Raw genomic sequence first — 15,994 nt, forward strand, 5'->3', positions numbered from 1 at the left:
AACGACTAATAAGGGGATTTACAATGCGTAAACTGACGATCGCTGGGCTTGCACTGGCAGCTGCTTTGACTGCAGGCTGTGCCACTACTGATGACGCCGCTATGAGCGAAGCCAACGCTACAGCTAATTCAGCTGAGCAAACAGCTGAAAATGCAATGAACACCGCCAACAGCGCCGCCAGCTCTGCCCGCTCTGCCAAGCAGACAGCTGAGCAAGCTCTGGCTGCTGCCAATGCTGCTCAAAAATCTGCTGACGAAGCCAACGAGCGCGCCAAGCGCATGCTTGACCAAGCCAGCAAGAAGTAAGCTTTGCACTATAAAAAAGGCCGGTAACTCCGGCTTTTTTTGTGTCTTAATTTTGTATCTGAAGCAACCACGCTTGGGCGCTCTCTGGCACCTGCGCTTAAAAATACAGCTGTTGCCCAGCATTTTCTGGGGCCTTTACAGACTCACCTTTCGCCACCGATGTGATTTTCTCACCAATCACCATAGGCAAACCGCTTGCCTGATCAACTGCAATCTCAATCGCCCTGCGCCGTACTTCCACTTCCGGGTGAGCAATAGCCAGACGTTCCAATTGTTCCACAGTAGCCAGCCAAAGCTTGTTGCGATCCGCTGCCGAGTAATCTTCCTGGGGTCGATGCACTTCCAGCCACACCTGACCATTGGCAACACCTACTTTCACCGATTGGCGTACTATTTGTACCGGTGTGCCCTTTGTAATCTGATAAGCAAAACGCGAAATGTCTTCGTTATACATGCGAAAACAACCGTGGCTGACCGCCATGCCAACACCGAATTTTTTATTGGTGCCATGAATCAAATAACCTTGCTCACTCAGCATAAGCGCATGGCTACCCAACGGGTTATCTGGCCCCGGCGGAATCATGCGCGGCAGGAAATCGCCAACAGCGGCGTGCTCGGCACGAATACTCTCAGGCGGATACCAGGCTGGTGAAGTAAGCGCCATGGTCACCTGAGCGTTGGTTAACGGTGATGGGTTTTCTTCGGTACCAACGCCCACCGGGTAAACCTGAACGCCGCTGTCGGTAAAGTAATAAAGGCGATATTCCGCCAGGTTGATCACAATACCTTCGCGCTTCGCATCCGGCATAACATAGTGCCTGGGCAGAGTAATGCTGGTGCCTTCGCCGGGCAACCACGGATCTACTCCAGGGTTGGCTTTCACCAGCTCCAGATAGCCCAGAGCCTCAGCGATACCTATATCTGCAAAGGTGTCTTCGTAGCGGGTTTTAAACACACTCAACTGCCCGGCCACATCGCCCTGAATACTGTAGGTAGCCACTCTTGCTGTTTTATCAGCCGGAAGAGGTTTGGCTGCGCCTTGGGCCAGCAGCAAAGGCGCAAAGGCTGCACTCAGCAACAGTGTCAATAAACGCATTTTCACACCCATACAATTCTACTCAAAGACAAAAATAGACAAAAATAGACAAAAATAGACAAAAATAGACAAAGTTCAGACCCTGGACCCAGCCAGGAGTTCCATTACGCACAGGCCACAAAGGGAGCCCGGCGGCAGAACAAGTAGATTACTGGCGCTTGGCTGCAGAAGGCAATCAATACCGGCGCTTTCAGATGCGCATTTTCCACACTGGAATAATCGCCAATGCCAAAAATACCGTCAACAGCCCCTAGGCAAACTGAAACGCTTCTACCGTAGGCATCCCGTTTTGATGATCACTGTGTTCGATTGCCAATGCGACCATGTTGACACCAAAGGCCCCGCCAAGCTGTCGGGTAAAACTGATAGTGCTGGACCCTGCGCCCAGCTCCTCCGGTGCCAAAGGATTGAGCGCACCCATCGACAGTGCCGGTAGCATTAACAGACCGGCCTCGGTGGCGCTGGAACCCAATGCGGCCTGAGCGATAAACCATTGGCGGCGCCGAGCAGTAGCAACCCCTGCCATAACCGTGGCGACGGCGAGCCAGCGCCAATGCTCGCCGTAGCGCTGTTGCAGCCCCGCTACCGAATTGTCAGCCACCGTTTACCTTTGCTTGTGCGCGTTTTCCAGAATCGTTCCAAAAACCCGCAGCGTCACTTCGATGTCTTTTTCGCTGACGCCTTCCAGCATTTCGTCACGCAGGCGATCTGCGCGAGTGGTCATCTCGTCCATAAACACACGGCCACCGTCGGTCAGATGCAGGCGGCGGGCGCGGCGGTCGTTCGGGCAAGGGCGGCGTTCAATCAACTGCTGGCCTTCCAGGCTGTCTAACAGGCGCACCAGCGTCGGATTTTCAATGGCCATTAAACTGGCCAGTTCGCGCTGGGTTAAACCTTCGCCACCAGACTTTAAATAGAACATGGTGCTCCACCGCGCCTGGGTAACGCCCAGATCTTTCAACCGTTCGTCCAGCATCTTGCGCCAGCGCCGGGTAACACGTGCAATGGTAAACGGGAACTGCTCTCTCATCGGTGATTGCTCCTAGGTTTTGGCAAGCCGCCAGCGTCATGAAAGCCGCAGAGCTAACAATGCCAGAACCTTACTTTATGAAAAATTCGATAATAGCATGCTAACCATGCGCTTAAATACAAGTTTGCAATAGTAAGCAATATTTGAAAGCAGGGAAACCGCAGCGCCCGCCTTTTTAGCGGGCAGGCGCATTCTGGAGGCTATCTTTGGCTATTGAGCTTTCATCCGGTTCGCCGTTTGCCGCATCCACTACGACCTCTGGCGAATCGGTAAACTCCGCGTTGCGGGGATCCATTTCGGCCAAAACCATAGACGTTTCGGGCATAGCCGGCACAAAGTGTTCCTGATCCTCCACCCGGATGTCCTCGGTGTGAGTAATGCGATAACTGGTCGCCGCGGCCAGCACAGTCAGCGCAGCGGCATAGCCATAAAACAGGCCCTGTGGGCCCAAAAGCTGTATCAGTTTAGACAGCACTACAGGTCCGATAACGCTGCCAATGCCATAACTAAGCAGCAACGTAGCACTGGCGGCAACAATGCGAGAACTTTCCATACGGTCATTGGTGATCGCCACGGCTACCGGATAGATGCTTGCAGACAGGCCTGTAAATACAGCCACCGCCAGCGTTAGTGCCAGTAACTGATGGCTACCCAACATACTGACCACCAGCGCAGCAATGGCCGCCAGTACCGATATCCAGAACATGATTCGACGGCGGTCAAAGCGATCGCACAAAATCCCAATCGGCCAGGCCAGAAGCATGGCGGCAAGAATAGCGCTGGCCATGAAGTTGGCGGTCTGGCTTACATCCAGACCCACCAGGGTGGCGTAAACCGGCCCCAATGCATAAAAACTGCCAATCAGTATGCCGGCCATCACGGCTCCGGCTACGCCGGTGAACGACTCGCGCGCCAAAGTAAACACCGAGAGTCTCGGTGAAGGCGCAATTTCTGGCGCCTCCATTCGCGTCATTGCCAGGGGCACCAGGGCCAGCACTAACAAAATCGCAGCCAGGGAGTAAGGCACGTAATCTGCGGGATTGCCCACATTGATCAATAACTGGCCACCAACAGCCGCCAGCAAATACACCACCTGATACACCGCAAACAGGGTACTGCGATTGGCGTTGGTCGCGCGGCTGGAAAACCAGCTTTCGATGACCACCAGAACGCCAGCCATACTGAACCCCGAAACCGCTCGCAAAATTGCCCAGAAAACCATGTCAACGGCCATGGGATACAGCAACGATGCCACCGCGGCGATGGTCGCAAACACCGCAAAGGCCCGAATATGCCCTACCCGCGATACCACTTTTTGCACAAACAAAGTGCCCAGTACAAAGCCGATGGAGTAGCACACCAAAACCGTACCAATGGTATCCGGCGCAACACCCTCAATGCTCAGGCGAACACCCAGCAACGTCATCAAAAACGCGTTTCCGCCGTTCAAAAGCACAATGCTAAAAAGCAGCGCAAATAATGAGGCGACCATTCGGGTCATGGCGGAACTCCGGAATTACCAGGTGAAGACAGATTGTGATGTTGGTGATCGCAGCAACAGGTGTTTTCCGGTAAAACTGCAAAGCTTTTCGAGCGCCGCCATTAAACCAGCAGCAACATCGCCAATGCACTAGGCACTTGCCGCTGTTACTAGGTGTTACCTGGTGTTTTAGCCAGCGAGGAGACGGGATTTTACAATTTTTTACATTAATGCGCCGTAACAGATCACATGATTGCGAAAATGTACCATAATAAACTTACGCACAATTGATGAGTTCATCGTTATGAAAAAAACAGAATGGCCCATCCGTTGGGATTTGTTGGTTCGATACCGCCTGATTGAAGCCGTTGCGTTGTGGGAAGGTCGGCTGACAACCAACCACATTTGTTACAGTTTCGGCATTGGCCGCCAGCAAGCATCCAAAGACATTAACACCTACCTGCGTGAATTAGCGCCTGGTAATTTGGAATACGACCGCCACTTGAAAGGCTACGTGCCAGCCAGCAATTTCAAGCCGGTGGTTACCCGCGGCGAAATCAGCGAATACCAAGATCTGGTGGCCAGCCAGCAACAGCTCAGCAGTGTGTTTGCCTCGCTGGAAGTTCGGCTACCCGGCAGCCATTCGGTTTCAAGCCCCGGACGGGTGATTGACCCAGCCACCATGCGCGCCGTGGTCAGCGCTATTCGCGGCGGCCGACAACTGCGGGCAAGCTACGTGTCTCTCAGTCGCCCGGAAGCGGTTCACAGCGTATTGGAACCGCATACGATGGTGTGCGCAGGCAATCAATGGCATGTTCGCGCCTGGTGTGATGCCAATCGCGAATTCCGCGACTTTGCCATCAGCCGTCTACGCAGCGTTCCTGAACTGCTACGCCAGAAAGTTCGCCACGGCGTTTCCCAAGACGACGACTGGAACCGTGAGGTTACATTAGAAGTGGCGCCGGACCAGCGCCTGTCCCCGCCGCAGCAGCTTATTATTGCCAACGATTACGACATGCAATACGGCAAATTGACGGTAACAAGCCGCGCGGCACTGGCGCCCTATGTTCTGGCGCAGCTGGGCATCACCGTAAACACCCAGCACCCTGACCCACTGGTGCAACAGCTGGAACTGATCAACCCGGACAGTCTGGGCTTTGGTAGCAAACGCGAGCAGGCACTTAAAACCATCGCCGCCTGTGGTTAAGGTTAAGTTAAGCGCTCGAATGTGTCATACGTTCCGGGCGTGATCACACCTTCCGGATCGATTCTCATCCGCTTACTCTGCTGTTCGGTGTTGGTACTCCCAGCGCTGGCAGCAGCGAGTTCCTGTGGCCAATCTGCAACAGTCATTACTGAGGTTCAAGGTAATACAGACACCTCGGCGCTGGTGGGTCAAACCGTTACCGTTGAAGGCGTATTAACCCAGGACTCACGCCAGGCCGGCGGCTTTTCCGGGTTTTACCTGCAGCAGGCGAATACGCCTGCGGACTCTACTCGCTCTTCCGCACTGTTTGTATATACCCGTCATAAAGGGGGCAGCTCGGGCCAACGGCTGCGCGTTACCGGTAAGGTTAAGGAACACTATGGGCTGACAGAGCTGGTGGCGGTAAGTGATTTACAGGTGTGCGGCACCCAGGCACTCCCAGCTCCGGTGGAGGTGTCTTTGCCTTGGACAAGGGCGCCTGAAAGCCTGGAAAACATGCGCGTCCGCATTAACGGCCCGCTCAAGATTACCGACAGCCATCAGCTAACGCGCTTTGGTAACGTATCGTTGGCAGCCAAAGACCCCTTGATATCTACCGAGTTCATGGCTCCCGGAACAGCTGCCCTGCGCCACGCCAGGCTGACTTCCATGAACACACTGGTTCTCGATGATGGCCACGCTCGACGCAACCCGCCCTCACTGAACTGGCTGCCAGCCTACAACGCCACACAGCCGGGTTCAGCCGCTTCCAGTCTGGTGGCCGGCACCCAGGTTCACGGCCTGACCGGCGTGTTGGACTACCGCTACGGCGCCTGGCGCCTTCAACCCGATCAGGTGCCCAGCCTGGAACCTCCGTCGCTACCCGAGCCGGCCCCGGCAAAGCCAACCGGCTCGAATCTGCGGGTTATGACCCTGAACCTGAACAACCTGTTCAACGGTGATGGCCGCGGCCAGGGTTTTCCAACCAAACGCGGGGCAAAAACACTGGCCCAGTACCAGCGCCAGCTGCAACGTTTAAGCGCGGGCCTGAATCAGGCCGGTGCCGATCTGCTGGCGCTGTCTGAACTGGAAAACGATGGCTACGGCAGTCACAGCGCCATCGCCCAGCTAGCCGCCAGCCTTGGACCGCAATGGCGTTTCATTGCACCAGTTAACCCGGCTGCGCAAAAAGACGCCATCCGCAACGGTTTGCTGTACCGCGAAGATCGGGTGAAGGCGCTTGGGCCAGCACAGTATCTGTCTGCTGGCGGCCGCCCCGCGCTAACCCAGCGTTTTGTACTGAAAAGCGGAGGCCTTCCGTTCAGGTTGGTGAGCGTACATCTGAAATCAAAATCTTGCCGTAACGCCCGTGGAGAAAACGCCCAACAGAACGATGGCCAGGGTTGCTTCAACGCGGTGAGGGTAAAACAGGCAAACGCACTGCATCAGCAACTGGGTCAGCTAGACAGAAGTAACGTCTCGGCAGGCACCCTGATCACCGGCGATTTCAACAGCTACAGCAAAGAGCAGCCCATCAGCGAACTGGCCCGCGCCGGTTACACCAGCATGGTCGCCCACTTCCACCCATGCACACCGGTGCGCTGTGAACATTACAGCTATCGCTTTAAAGGGGCTCGGGGGTCTCTGGATCACGCCTTGGCATCCGCGGCGTTAAAACCGCGGGTGCTGTCGGCAAGGGTCTGGAATATCAACGCAGATCAGCCTCGAATAACGGATTACCGCAGCCATTCAAGCCCGCAACCGTGGCGTTCTTCCGATCACAACCCGTTGATTACCGATATAAAGCTGTAAAGCCCGCGATCAATCGATACCGATAATTTTGTGCATCTGCAACGTCAGGCGCCAGCGTGGATTCGCCAGGCAATAATCGGTCGCTTTACGGGTATTACTCTGCTTGATTACATCCGTGCTGGTTTCCGGCACTGACGGAGACGCCATGGGCGATAAAAAGAAATGCTCGGCCTGTATGTGCAAAAAGCGCTCGGGCAGGGCCTTTTGCTGCGGGTACACCAACTTGAGCTCGTTGCAGCGTTCAATGACCACTGGGGCATTGGCTTTGGGGCTCACGCACAGCCAGTCAATGCCGGCGGGCGCCGGCAAGGTGCCATTGGTTTCTACGCCAATTTCAAATCCGGCCTGGTGCAGGGCATTAATCAATGGAGCATCTAGCTGCAGCAGCGGCTCGCCGCCGGTGCACACCACATAGGGCTTGCCGGGTGCTGCAGGCCACAACCCCGCAATGTGCGCGGCCAAGGCCTCAGGCGTAGCAAAAACGCCGCCATTCTGGCCGTCGGTACCCACAAAGTCGGTGTCACAAAAATCACACACCGCGGTGGCACGGTCTTTTTCCCGGCCGGTCCACAAATTGCATTTACTGAAGCGGCAAAAAACCGCTGCTCGACCAGCCTGGGCACCTTCGCCCTGCAAGGTATAAAAGGCTTCTTTGACCCGGTACATCAATGGTGCGCCTCGTAGGCAATGGGGTCTTGCTGCTGATGCTCGGCAAACGCCTGCAGGCGTTCGACACAGGAACTGCAACGGCCACAGGCTTTGCTACGGCCGTTGTAACAGGTCCAGGTATGGCTGTAATCCAGGTTCAGCTGTAAACCGAGGGCTAGAATGTCTGCTTTGGTGAAGCGCATGAACGGAGCCTCCACTGCTACCGGCTGGTAGTTCGCAACTTTGCACACGGCGTCCATTTTTTCCACAAACTCGGGACGGCAATCCGGGTAAATCGCGTGGTCGCCACCATGGGCACCGAACCAGACTGCGCTGGCTTCTACGGTGACGGCATAGCCGGTGGCCAATGCCAGCAAGATCATATTGCGATTGGGCACCACGGTAGATTTCATAGAATCTTCCTGGTAATCCCCCTCGGGCACGTTAATAGTTTCAGACGTTAGCGCGGAGCCTGCCATCACGTCGCTCATGGCGCGAATATCAATCACCTTGTGTGGTACGCCCAGCTGCTGACAAACCTCTCGGGCACAGTCCAGTTCGCGCACATGGCGCTGGCCGTAGTTGAAAGATATGGCATGAACGTTCAAGCCGTCAGCACGTGCCTTGTGCAATAAAGTGAAGGAGTCCATGCCTCCGGAATAAATTACAACCACGGTGTCAGTCATTCAGGCGTCCGTTAGGTGGGCGGTCGATGTGCTTTGATGTGCTTTATTGTAACAGCGTGCCGGCAGTTTGGGTTCGCACATGCACCGGCGGCAAGGTAAACTCGTTTTTAAATGCATCCCAGCTATAACAGGTGACGTTATAAGTAACCAGATTCCGGCCTTTATTGATTTCGAAGCGTCCAGCCTTGATCTTATCTCAAGCTATCCTATTGAGGCTGGCCTGTGCCTTAACGGTAAATACCTGCATAGCTGGCTGATAAAACCCTGTGAGTCCTGGCTGGACTGGTCAGAGAGCGCAGAGCAAATTCACGGTATTGAACGCGATGAACTGACCCAGAACGGCGAAGATGTGGTAACCGTAGCGCGTGCGCTAAATCGCTTGCTGCCGGAACAGGTGTTCTGTGATGCCTTCACCTTCGATAGTTTCTGGCTGCACCGGTTATTTCGCGCGGCCGCCATAGAACCGGAGTTTCAGCTGGAATCCGTGTCGGTGCTACTCAACAGGCGGCAGGTTAAGCTGTGGCCCGATGCCCGCCAACACGTTATCAGCGAACTGGGTTTGCCGGTGCACCGGGCCGAAAACGATGCCCTGATTCTATCGCACACCTGGCAACGGCTTAGCCGCTAACACTCCAAAAAAAAACGCAGCCCTAAGGCTGCGTATAAAAGGAGAGATCCGCCCAATACCCGATAAACGGCATGGTGGATAGCACAACGTAAAAACATGACTAAGCTAATTATGATCGCGGGCCAGAGTGTCGTCTGTAAGGGTTTGCCACAAGCTGCAAGAGCAGATTCTTAATCCGGTCTGGCCACTCATTAGTTCACGCCAGGACGGGTTATGATTTACGCCCTTGGCCCGGCAGCCACTGCTATAATCCTATGGTTGTGTTCTGATTCATCACCCTTGCCGAGCCCGAGCCATGCCGCAAACCTCTGTTACCGATACCCTGCGCGAATACCAGTCGTTACTGGAACTGCTCGATGACGCCTATTGGGAAGCCAGCTGTATCGAACACAAAGACATGCTCTACGACATCATCAGCATTTTCAGCCAGGAAGTGGCCGAGCTGAACAAACTCAGCGTTCAGGACCACCACTACCCCTACGAAGTGATCACCGAGGGCATCCGCCGCATAGTGCCAAAACTCGAGAGCCTGGACGAAGCCCGCGAACTGATCATTCAGCGCACCCAGACCCTGACCGACTTTCGCGACATTCTTTCTTCTGTACTGGGCATTCTGGAAGACCAGCTGCGCACGCTCTAGAACGCTGTCTGAAACAGCTGTAAATTACACGCCAACGTGCACCCGCTGGCCTTCAGGCAATTGCGGAAACGCTGTGCTGACCTTGTACAGAAATTTTCCCAGCGCCGGTAAATGATGGCCCACAATCGGGAATCCGGTGGTCAGCAGGCTGACTGAAATATCCCGCGCCGAATCTGCCCAGCAAAACTTGTTGATGAGCCCCACGTGGCCAAACGCATAACGGCTGTTTGGCCCCCATACCCCGACCGGATCGCCCCCCAGCATCATCCCGGCACTGAAGCGCATAGGCAGCATCAGGATGCGATCGAGTTGTAGCGATCCGAACTGCTGGATTGCGCGCTGTACCGTAATCTCGCTGCAGATACGCTTGCCATTCCACACGCCACCATTGAGCATCATCTGGAAAAACCGCCCCATTTCCTCGGCGGTACCGTACAAGTTGCCGGCAGGTATCACCGCCTGCTGGAAGCGGGGGTCATTGGTCACCGCTTCCACCGATTTGATATCGCCGCCCAGGGCTCGCTTTACAACCCGCGACACCGGCCAGGTAGGCCGCGGGCCCGTGGCGTAGTTAGCCGCCGGTACGGTCAAATCCGCCGCTGCAACGCCATAGGTAAACCAGGTCATCTCCATGGGCTTGCGAATATAACGGTCCAGATACTGCTGTATTGTCAGGCCGGTCACGGTTTCCAGAACCCGCTGCAGCACAAATCCGCCGGTAATAGCGTGATAGAAGACTTTTGAACCGTCTACCTGCATCGCCCGTTCCTCACACAGTAGGCGCCAGACTTCTTCCGGATTCCACAGCACCTCGGGTGGCGTGTCACCGGGAATCGCCGGAATACCGCCGCGATGGGACAGTATCTGGTGCAGGGTGATGGTGCGCTTGCCGTTATGGGCAAATTCCGGGCAATAATAAGCCACCGGGTCCATCAAATTGACCAACCTTTGTTCAGCCAGCAAGTGAATCAAAAAAGCCGTCACCGCTTTCGACGCAGAGAAATAACAGACGGGTGTGTCTGTGGTCATCGCTACCCGCGGCGTATCAACGCTGTCGTCCGGGCCGTTACCGCGGGCATGACCGATAGCGCGGTGCAGCACCGACTCGCCCCGGTGACGCAATGAAATCTGGATACCCGGATGCACGCCGGTACGGTAGAGGCTCTCGACACTGCGCCATACCTGCTCCACCGACTCTGGTCGCAACCCTACAGACACAGGATTTTCCCCGGCCGTATCACGGCAGGTAACGCTGGCAAGATCCTTGGGCACTCTGCACGTGTGAAGGGCGCGGCGAGTGAGTGCGTTGATGGGGCTGAGCATGTTATTTCTCCATGAGGGCACGGCGCCGCAGCTGCGCGCTTATCGCGTGGATTAAATTGTTATACGGCCTAGCCCAAAATACACCAATTATTACGACTGAGCAGATGGCGCTGCGCAAAAGAATCCTGGTGCACAACCCGAAGCGTGAAACTTCTTTTAATACGCTGACGGTGCCGAGCAATCGCGGGTCATGCTGACATCCGATGACTTGGGGGCCGACGATTCCGGGGTGATCACAAAAAAACGGTCTGGGGCCAGCCGCTTCGCGGTGGTCGAGGCCGCCTCAGCCGCCTCGGTACAACCTTGCTTCAGCCTCGCTTCGGCGAGGTTGTTCCAACCCGATGCAATGTCTGGAAACCGATAGGTCATGGCCTGATAGTGTTCGGCTGCCGCGGCCCACCGGCCTTGCTGATAGGCAATGTTGCCCAGCCCCAATAACGCAGCGGGCTGATCCGGCCAGGCTTTTGCGGCGGCCAAATAAGCAGATTGCGCTGCAACAGGTTGCTGTGTGGTTTCCAGATCGTGGGCGGCCATCAGGTAAGGCAACGGCTGTGCGGTTATTGGGATTTGGCCCGGCGGCACTATTACTCGCGCCCACCGGCCTGAGCGGTTCCAGGTCGCCATGAAAACGGAGACGTTCTGCCGGTAGCCCTGTTCCGTTCCGGTGTGAAGAATCAACGCTTCCTGGGCACTGTCAAAACCGATAACAACAGCAAAGTGCCACTGCGGCCACCAGTTGAACCGCAGGTTTTGCAGCACCAGTACCGGGTGGCCTTCGCTCACTTCGGATAATACGCTGGTTAAGTCGGGCTCCAGCGGATACACCAGCATGCCGTATTGGCGTGCAGCGGCGACCATTTCAACCTGCAACGCTCCTTGACGCTCTGGCAGGTACACCCGGTCGATCAACTCATCAGGGGTGGCTCTCACATTCTGTGCGTTCAGCATCATCGCTAACGAAGCTGGGCCACACTGATACTGTTCCTGAGGATGAAATGGCACGTTCGTCAGCTCAGCGCTTGCGAAGCCGGTTGGCCACTGCGGCCCGTTGGCGCACCCTGAGAGCAGAACTCCCAGGAGTGCGGCGGTAAGTAGCCTGCTTGGTTTCAGTAAAAAAATGAACATGCTGAAGCCATTACCGCAGGCATCTGACGAACGGGAAGATATCCGTGGCGCAAAGCATATCGGTGATGATGAACACCAGCAAAAACAGCACGACGATTCCGACAACGCCTTCACCAGCCGGAGCCGCCGCCAGCTGTTGTTTGAATTCCGCCAGTTCAGAAGGTGTTAGGCTTTGAATACGGTCACGCACCTCCTGTTCTCCAACACCCATGCTGGCCAGAGTACCTTTTACATCATCGCGCTCCAGCATCTGCATCAGGGCCTGGCGGTCAATATCGGCACGCTGCTCTGTTAATAATTCGCCGGTGCCGACAATGCTGGCAGAGGCGGGTATTGCCCACATTGACGCCAACATCATAACCATCGCCATAATGCCTGAAATAGATTGCGTGTAGCCTCTGATTGCCTGCACGGTTTGCTCCTCATGTTCTTCTGTTGTTTCGGTGTATTGTTTCGGTGTATTTTTTTGGATCACTCAGTACGACAGTGAAGCCGCTTGTGGAACAGTTTCCGTTAAAATCAGGTTATTCACAACTAGCACCCGGCCCCATTAATAATCTTGCCATGGCCGGCACCAGGTAAGAAAATCATCGCGCCTTCACCCCTACGTCATGGGTCAGCCATAGACGTTGACGCTCAAACACAGAACGGACGGCCTGACTGAAAAAAAACCCAACGGGCTTCGGGTTAGCGTCTTGGGATGGTCGGCACTTCGTATCTTTCTTCAGCACCCCGTTCTGTACTTCCAGTTATTCGTAATTGGGGCCATACTGAATTTTGGGTCAATCAGTTGTGGCTAGAGGCAATAGACATGAGCAAAGGACAAGACAGTAAAAAAGCTGAGAAAAAGAAACCGCTTTTGACCGCAAAAGAAAAGAAAGCGGCCAAAAAATCGAAAAAAGGTGACACCAATGTGTTGGGAAACTAAAAAGCTCTGATAATAGAGAGCTCTAATCTTAGAGATTTCTGACAATAGAAAGATCAGACAACAGACAGATTGGATAATAGACAGATCGAATAACGGAAGCGGCATGACCCCTGCTATTGATGTCGCCCGCGAGGCGGGCATTGAACACCAGGTACATCAGTATCACCACGACCCAGCCAGCACTGGCTATGGCACCGAAGCCGCTGAGAAGCTCGGTCTGAATCCGGCCTGCGTGTTCAAGACTCTGGTAGTGGCGGTGGATACCAGGACTTTAGTGGTGGCCATTGTACCGGTGAATGCCATGCTCAGTATGAAGCTGATTGCCAAAGCAGCGAACGGCAAAAAAGCCAGTATGGCAGACAAGCAGCAGGTACAGCGCAGCAGTGGTTATGTTCTGGGTGGGGTTAGCCCGCTGGGGCAAAAACGGCCGCTGACGACGTTCATTGACGAGTCAGCGCAGCTGTTCGAAAGGATTCATGTCAGCGCCGGTCGGCGAGGCCTTGAAATTGAGCTGGCACCGGAAGATCTGGCTGCGCTCACCCAGGGGCATTTTGTGGCGTTGCGTCAGGAGTGATGCCCGACTGACTGGGTAAAATCTCTACCCATAAAAAAACCCGCAAGACGGTGACCGTTTTGCGGGTTTTTCAATTCAGCGGCTCGGGTTATTGACCGGGCCGCTGCCACACCAAGGGTGTTAAACCGAAGCGCGGGCTTCTTCCATCAGCTTGTTCAGCGTTGCGCTGGGCTGCATCACTTCGTTCACTTTTCCTGCGGGCGCGTGGTAGTAACCACCCAAGTTTACTGCTTTGCCTTGAATCACTCTCAGTTCTTCAAGAATCTTGTCTTGGTTGGCTCCCAGCTTTTCTGCCAGCTTGGCGAAGAAGGTTTTCAATTCCTTGTCTTCGTCCTGCGCGGCCAGTTCCTGTGCCCAGTAATGAGCCAGGTGGAAGTGGCTGCCACGGTTATCTAGCTCGCCGGTAGAGCGCGACGGAGACTGGTTGTTTTCCAACAGGGTTTCGGTCGCTTTATCCAGGGTTCGGCCCAGCAGGCGTGCACGGTGGTTGTTGTGCTTTGCACCCAGCTCGTCCAGCGATACCGCAATGGCCAGGAACTCACCCAGTGAATCCCAGCGCAGGTGGTTTTCTTCAACCAGCTGTTGCACGTGCTTGGGCGCAGAACCGCCAGCACCGGTTTCATACAAGCCACCGCCGTTCAGCAGCGGTACGACGGACAGCATTTTCGCGCTGGTGCCCAGCTCCAGAATCGGGAACAGGTCCGTCAGGTAGTCACGCAACACGTTGCCGGTTACCGAGATGGTATCCAGGCCGCGGATCAGGCGCTCCATGGTCCAGCGAATAGCACGTACTGGCGACATGATGCGGATGTCCAGGCCATCGGTGTCGTGGTCTTTCAGATAAGTGTTTACCTTCTCGATCAGCTGGGCGTCGTGGGCGCGTTCGTCGTCCAGCCAGAACACAGCCGGCATGCCGGTAGCGCGGGCACGGTTAACGGCCAGTTTGACCCAGTCACGGATGGGCAGATCTTTGGTCTGGCACGCGCGCCAGATGTCGCCCTTCTCGACGTTGTGCTCTGTCAATACCGTGCCGTCTTCAGTGATTACGCGCACAATACCGTCTTCTTGGATTTCAAACGTTTTGTCGTGGGAACCGTATTCTTCGGCTTTCTGCGCCATCAGGCCCACATTTGGCACTGTGCCCATGGTGGTCGGGTCAAACGCGCCGTTGGTTTTGCAGAAGTTGATAGCTTCCTGGTAGATAGTGGCGTAAGTCGACTCTGGCATGACCGCCTTGGTGTCTTTCAGCTTACCATCACGGGCCCACATCTTGCCGGAGTTACGGATCATCGCAGGCATGGAGGCGTCTACGATAATGTCACTGGGCATGTGCAGATTGGTGATACCTTTGACCGAGTCCACCATGGCGATTTCCGGGCGGTGCTCGTAGGTTTTGTGCAATGTTTCCTGAATTTCTTCCTGCTTTGACTCTGGCAGCAGCTTGATTTTCTCGAGCACGGATGACAAACCGTTGTTCGGGTTTACGCCGATCTCGTCAAACACGTCGCCAAACTGGTCAAACAGCTCTTTGTAGTAAATCTTCACCGCGTGACCAAACACGATCGGGTGGGAGATTTTCATCATGGTGGCTTTGACATGCAGCGAGAACATCACGCCGGTGTCTTCACAGTCTTTAATGGCCGCTTCGAAGAATGCACACAGCGCTTTTTTGCTCATGTTCATGCCGTCGAGCACTTCGCCGTCCAGCAGCGGCAGTTCGGCTTTCAGCACGGTCTGTTCGCCTTTCTTGTTCTCGAACACGATGCGGCTGTTGGTGGCCTTGTCCAGGGTGACGGACTGCTCTGAGGAGTAGAAATCGCCGCCTTTCATGTGCGCTACGTGGGTGCGCGATGCCGGGCTCCACTCGCCCATAGAGTGCGGGTATTTGCGGGCAAAGGCTTTTACCGCGGCCGGAGCACGGCGGTCAGAGTTGCCTTCACGCAATACCGGGTTTACAGCGCTGCCCAGTACTTTGCCATAGCGGGAGGTGGCGTCTTTTTCTTCGTCGGTCTGCGGGTTTTCTTTGTATTCCGGGACTTTATAACCCTGCTTGTTCAGCTCTTTGATGGCAGAGCGCAGCTGCGGAATAGAAGCAGAAATGTTCGGCAGTTTGATGATGTTGGCGTTGGGGTCTTTGGTGTATTCACCCAGTTCGGCCAGGGCATCGGGCACTCGCTGGTCTTCTGCGAGGTAATCCGGGAAGTTGGCCAGGATGCGGGCTGCCAATGAGATATCGCTGGTTTCAAAATGAATACCGGCCGGCTTAGCGTAGGTTTCCAGGATTGGCAACAGTGACCGGGTGGCAAGCGCTGGCGCTTCGTCGGTCAGTGTGTAGATAATTTTGGTTATTGACTCTGTCATGTTCGTCCTCGAGCTATAAAGGGTGGATTCAGGACGGCCACGGCCGCCAGCTGTGCTGGGCACCTCTGGCTCTGGCTGTGACTGGTTGGTGGCTTTTATTAGACCTGCTACGATAACATTTTTTTGGTAATTGCGGCTAAGATCTTAGTATAAGGGCGGATTTTGGTGGTGT

At 55.1% G+C, this 15,994-nt stretch carries 15 protein-coding genes and 1 pseudogene; 6 read left to right on the forward strand and 10 right to left on the reverse strand.

What is annotated here, in order from left to right; genetic code table 11:
- The first annotated feature begins 23 nt into the window (after positions 1 to 23).
- Entirely contained in the window at positions 24 to 305 is a 282-nt protein-coding gene (locus ATI45_RS14505) for an Lpp/OprI family alanine-zipper lipoprotein (RefSeq protein WP_098420230.1), read from the forward strand.
- Between the two features lie 97 nt (positions 306 to 402).
- Here ATI45_RS14505 and ATI45_RS14510 read toward each other — a convergent pair whose 3' ends face one another.
- The 4 genes and pseudogenes from ATI45_RS14510 to ATI45_RS14525 all read right to left on the reverse strand — a co-directional run bounded on the left by ATI45_RS14510 (position 403) and on the right by ATI45_RS14525 (position 3,932).
- Positions 403 to 1,413: a L,D-transpeptidase family protein gene (locus ATI45_RS14510; protein ID WP_098420232.1), complete on the reverse strand. Its 1,011-nt coding sequence runs from the start codon at positions 1,411 to 1,413 to the stop codon at positions 403 to 405.
- A 238-nt stretch (positions 1,414 to 1,651) separates the two neighbouring features.
- Positions 1,652 to 1,843 (reverse strand): annotated as a pseudogene (locus ATI45_RS14515) (MFS transporter); the annotation flags it as partial.
- 162 nt (positions 1,844 to 2,005) lie between these two features.
- Positions 2,006 to 2,431 (reverse strand): MarR family transcriptional regulator, encoded by a 426-nt coding sequence (locus ATI45_RS14520; protein ID WP_098420234.1) that lies wholly within the window; start codon positions 2,429 to 2,431, stop codon positions 2,006 to 2,008.
- 175 nt (positions 2,432 to 2,606) lie between these two features.
- Positions 2,607 to 3,932, reverse strand: a complete 1,326-nt coding sequence (locus ATI45_RS14525) for an MFS transporter (protein ID WP_098420235.1) — start codon at positions 3,930 to 3,932, stop codon at positions 2,607 to 2,609.
- A gap of 283 nt (positions 3,933 to 4,215) precedes the next feature.
- Here ATI45_RS14525 and ATI45_RS14530 point away from each other — a divergent pair, with 283 nt between their 5' ends.
- Both ATI45_RS14530 and ATI45_RS14535 read left to right on the forward strand, forming a co-directional pair.
- On the forward strand, positions 4,216 to 5,118 hold the full coding sequence (locus ATI45_RS14530; RefSeq protein WP_098420237.1) for a helix-turn-helix transcriptional regulator: 903 nt from the start codon (positions 4,216 to 4,218) through the stop codon (positions 5,116 to 5,118).
- A 21-nt stretch (positions 5,119 to 5,139) separates the two neighbouring features.
- Positions 5,140 to 6,909, forward strand: coding sequence for an ExeM/NucH family extracellular endonuclease (locus ATI45_RS14535; protein ID WP_228735989.1), 1,770 nt, complete (start codon positions 5,140 to 5,142; stop codon positions 6,907 to 6,909).
- Positions 6,910 to 6,918: 9 nt separating this feature from the next.
- Here the strand turns inward: ATI45_RS14535 and queE are convergent, their stop codons facing one another.
- On the reverse strand, positions 6,919 to 7,575 hold the full coding sequence (queE, locus tag ATI45_RS14540) for a 7-carboxy-7-deazaguanine synthase (protein WP_098420239.1): 657 nt from the start codon (positions 7,573 to 7,575) through the stop codon (positions 6,919 to 6,921).
- The gene (gene queC, locus ATI45_RS14545) at positions 7,575 to 8,243 is read right to left on the reverse strand and encodes a 7-cyano-7-deazaguanine synthase QueC (RefSeq protein WP_098420241.1); all 669 of its coding nucleotides are present in this window, start codon (positions 8,241 to 8,243) and stop codon (positions 7,575 to 7,577) included. The genes queE and queC overlap by 1 nt, the downstream gene beginning before the upstream one ends.
- Before the next feature lie 79 nt (positions 8,244 to 8,322).
- Between queC and ATI45_RS14550 the strand changes: the two genes are divergently transcribed.
- The gene (locus tag ATI45_RS14550) at positions 8,323 to 8,871 is read left to right on the forward strand and encodes a hypothetical protein (RefSeq protein WP_098420243.1); all 549 of its coding nucleotides are present in this window, start codon (positions 8,323 to 8,325) and stop codon (positions 8,869 to 8,871) included.
- 295 nt (positions 8,872 to 9,166) lie between these two features.
- Complete coding sequence (locus tag ATI45_RS14555; RefSeq protein ID WP_098420245.1) at positions 9,167 to 9,511, forward strand: hypothetical protein; 345 nt, start codon at positions 9,167 to 9,169, stop codon at positions 9,509 to 9,511.
- A 24-nt stretch (positions 9,512 to 9,535) separates the two neighbouring features.
- Here ATI45_RS14555 and ATI45_RS14560 read toward each other — a convergent pair whose 3' ends face one another.
- From ATI45_RS14560 to ATI45_RS14570, 3 genes are all read right to left on the reverse strand, one after another.
- Positions 9,536 to 10,834, reverse strand: a complete 1,299-nt coding sequence (locus ATI45_RS14560) for a serine hydrolase domain-containing protein (RefSeq protein ID WP_179888077.1) — start codon at positions 10,832 to 10,834, stop codon at positions 9,536 to 9,538.
- A gap of 156 nt (positions 10,835 to 10,990) precedes the next feature.
- The gene (locus tag ATI45_RS14565; RefSeq protein WP_098420246.1) at positions 10,991 to 11,959 is read right to left on the reverse strand and encodes a PA2778 family cysteine peptidase; all 969 of its coding nucleotides are present in this window, start codon (positions 11,957 to 11,959) and stop codon (positions 10,991 to 10,993) included.
- A 10-nt stretch (positions 11,960 to 11,969) separates the two neighbouring features.
- Positions 11,970 to 12,371 (reverse strand): PA2779 family protein, encoded by a 402-nt coding sequence (locus ATI45_RS14570; RefSeq protein ID WP_098421771.1) that lies wholly within the window; start codon positions 12,369 to 12,371, stop codon positions 11,970 to 11,972.
- Positions 12,372 to 12,990: 619 nt separating this feature from the next.
- Here ATI45_RS14570 and ybaK point away from each other — a divergent pair.
- The gene (gene ybaK, locus ATI45_RS14575) at positions 12,991 to 13,461 is read left to right on the forward strand and encodes a Cys-tRNA(Pro) deacylase (RefSeq protein ID WP_098420248.1); all 471 of its coding nucleotides are present in this window, start codon (positions 12,991 to 12,993) and stop codon (positions 13,459 to 13,461) included.
- Positions 13,462 to 13,581: 120 nt separating this feature from the next.
- Here the strand turns inward: ybaK and ATI45_RS14580 are convergent, their stop codons facing one another.
- On the reverse strand, positions 13,582 to 15,822 hold the full coding sequence (locus tag ATI45_RS14580) for an NADP-dependent isocitrate dehydrogenase (protein WP_098420250.1): 2,241 nt from the start codon (positions 15,820 to 15,822) through the stop codon (positions 13,582 to 13,584).
- Between the last annotated feature and the right edge of the window lie 172 nt (positions 15,823 to 15,994).

This window comes from Marinobacter sp. LV10MA510-1, assembly GCF_002563885.1.
Lineage (GTDB): Bacteria > Pseudomonadota > Gammaproteobacteria > Pseudomonadales > Oleiphilaceae > Marinobacter.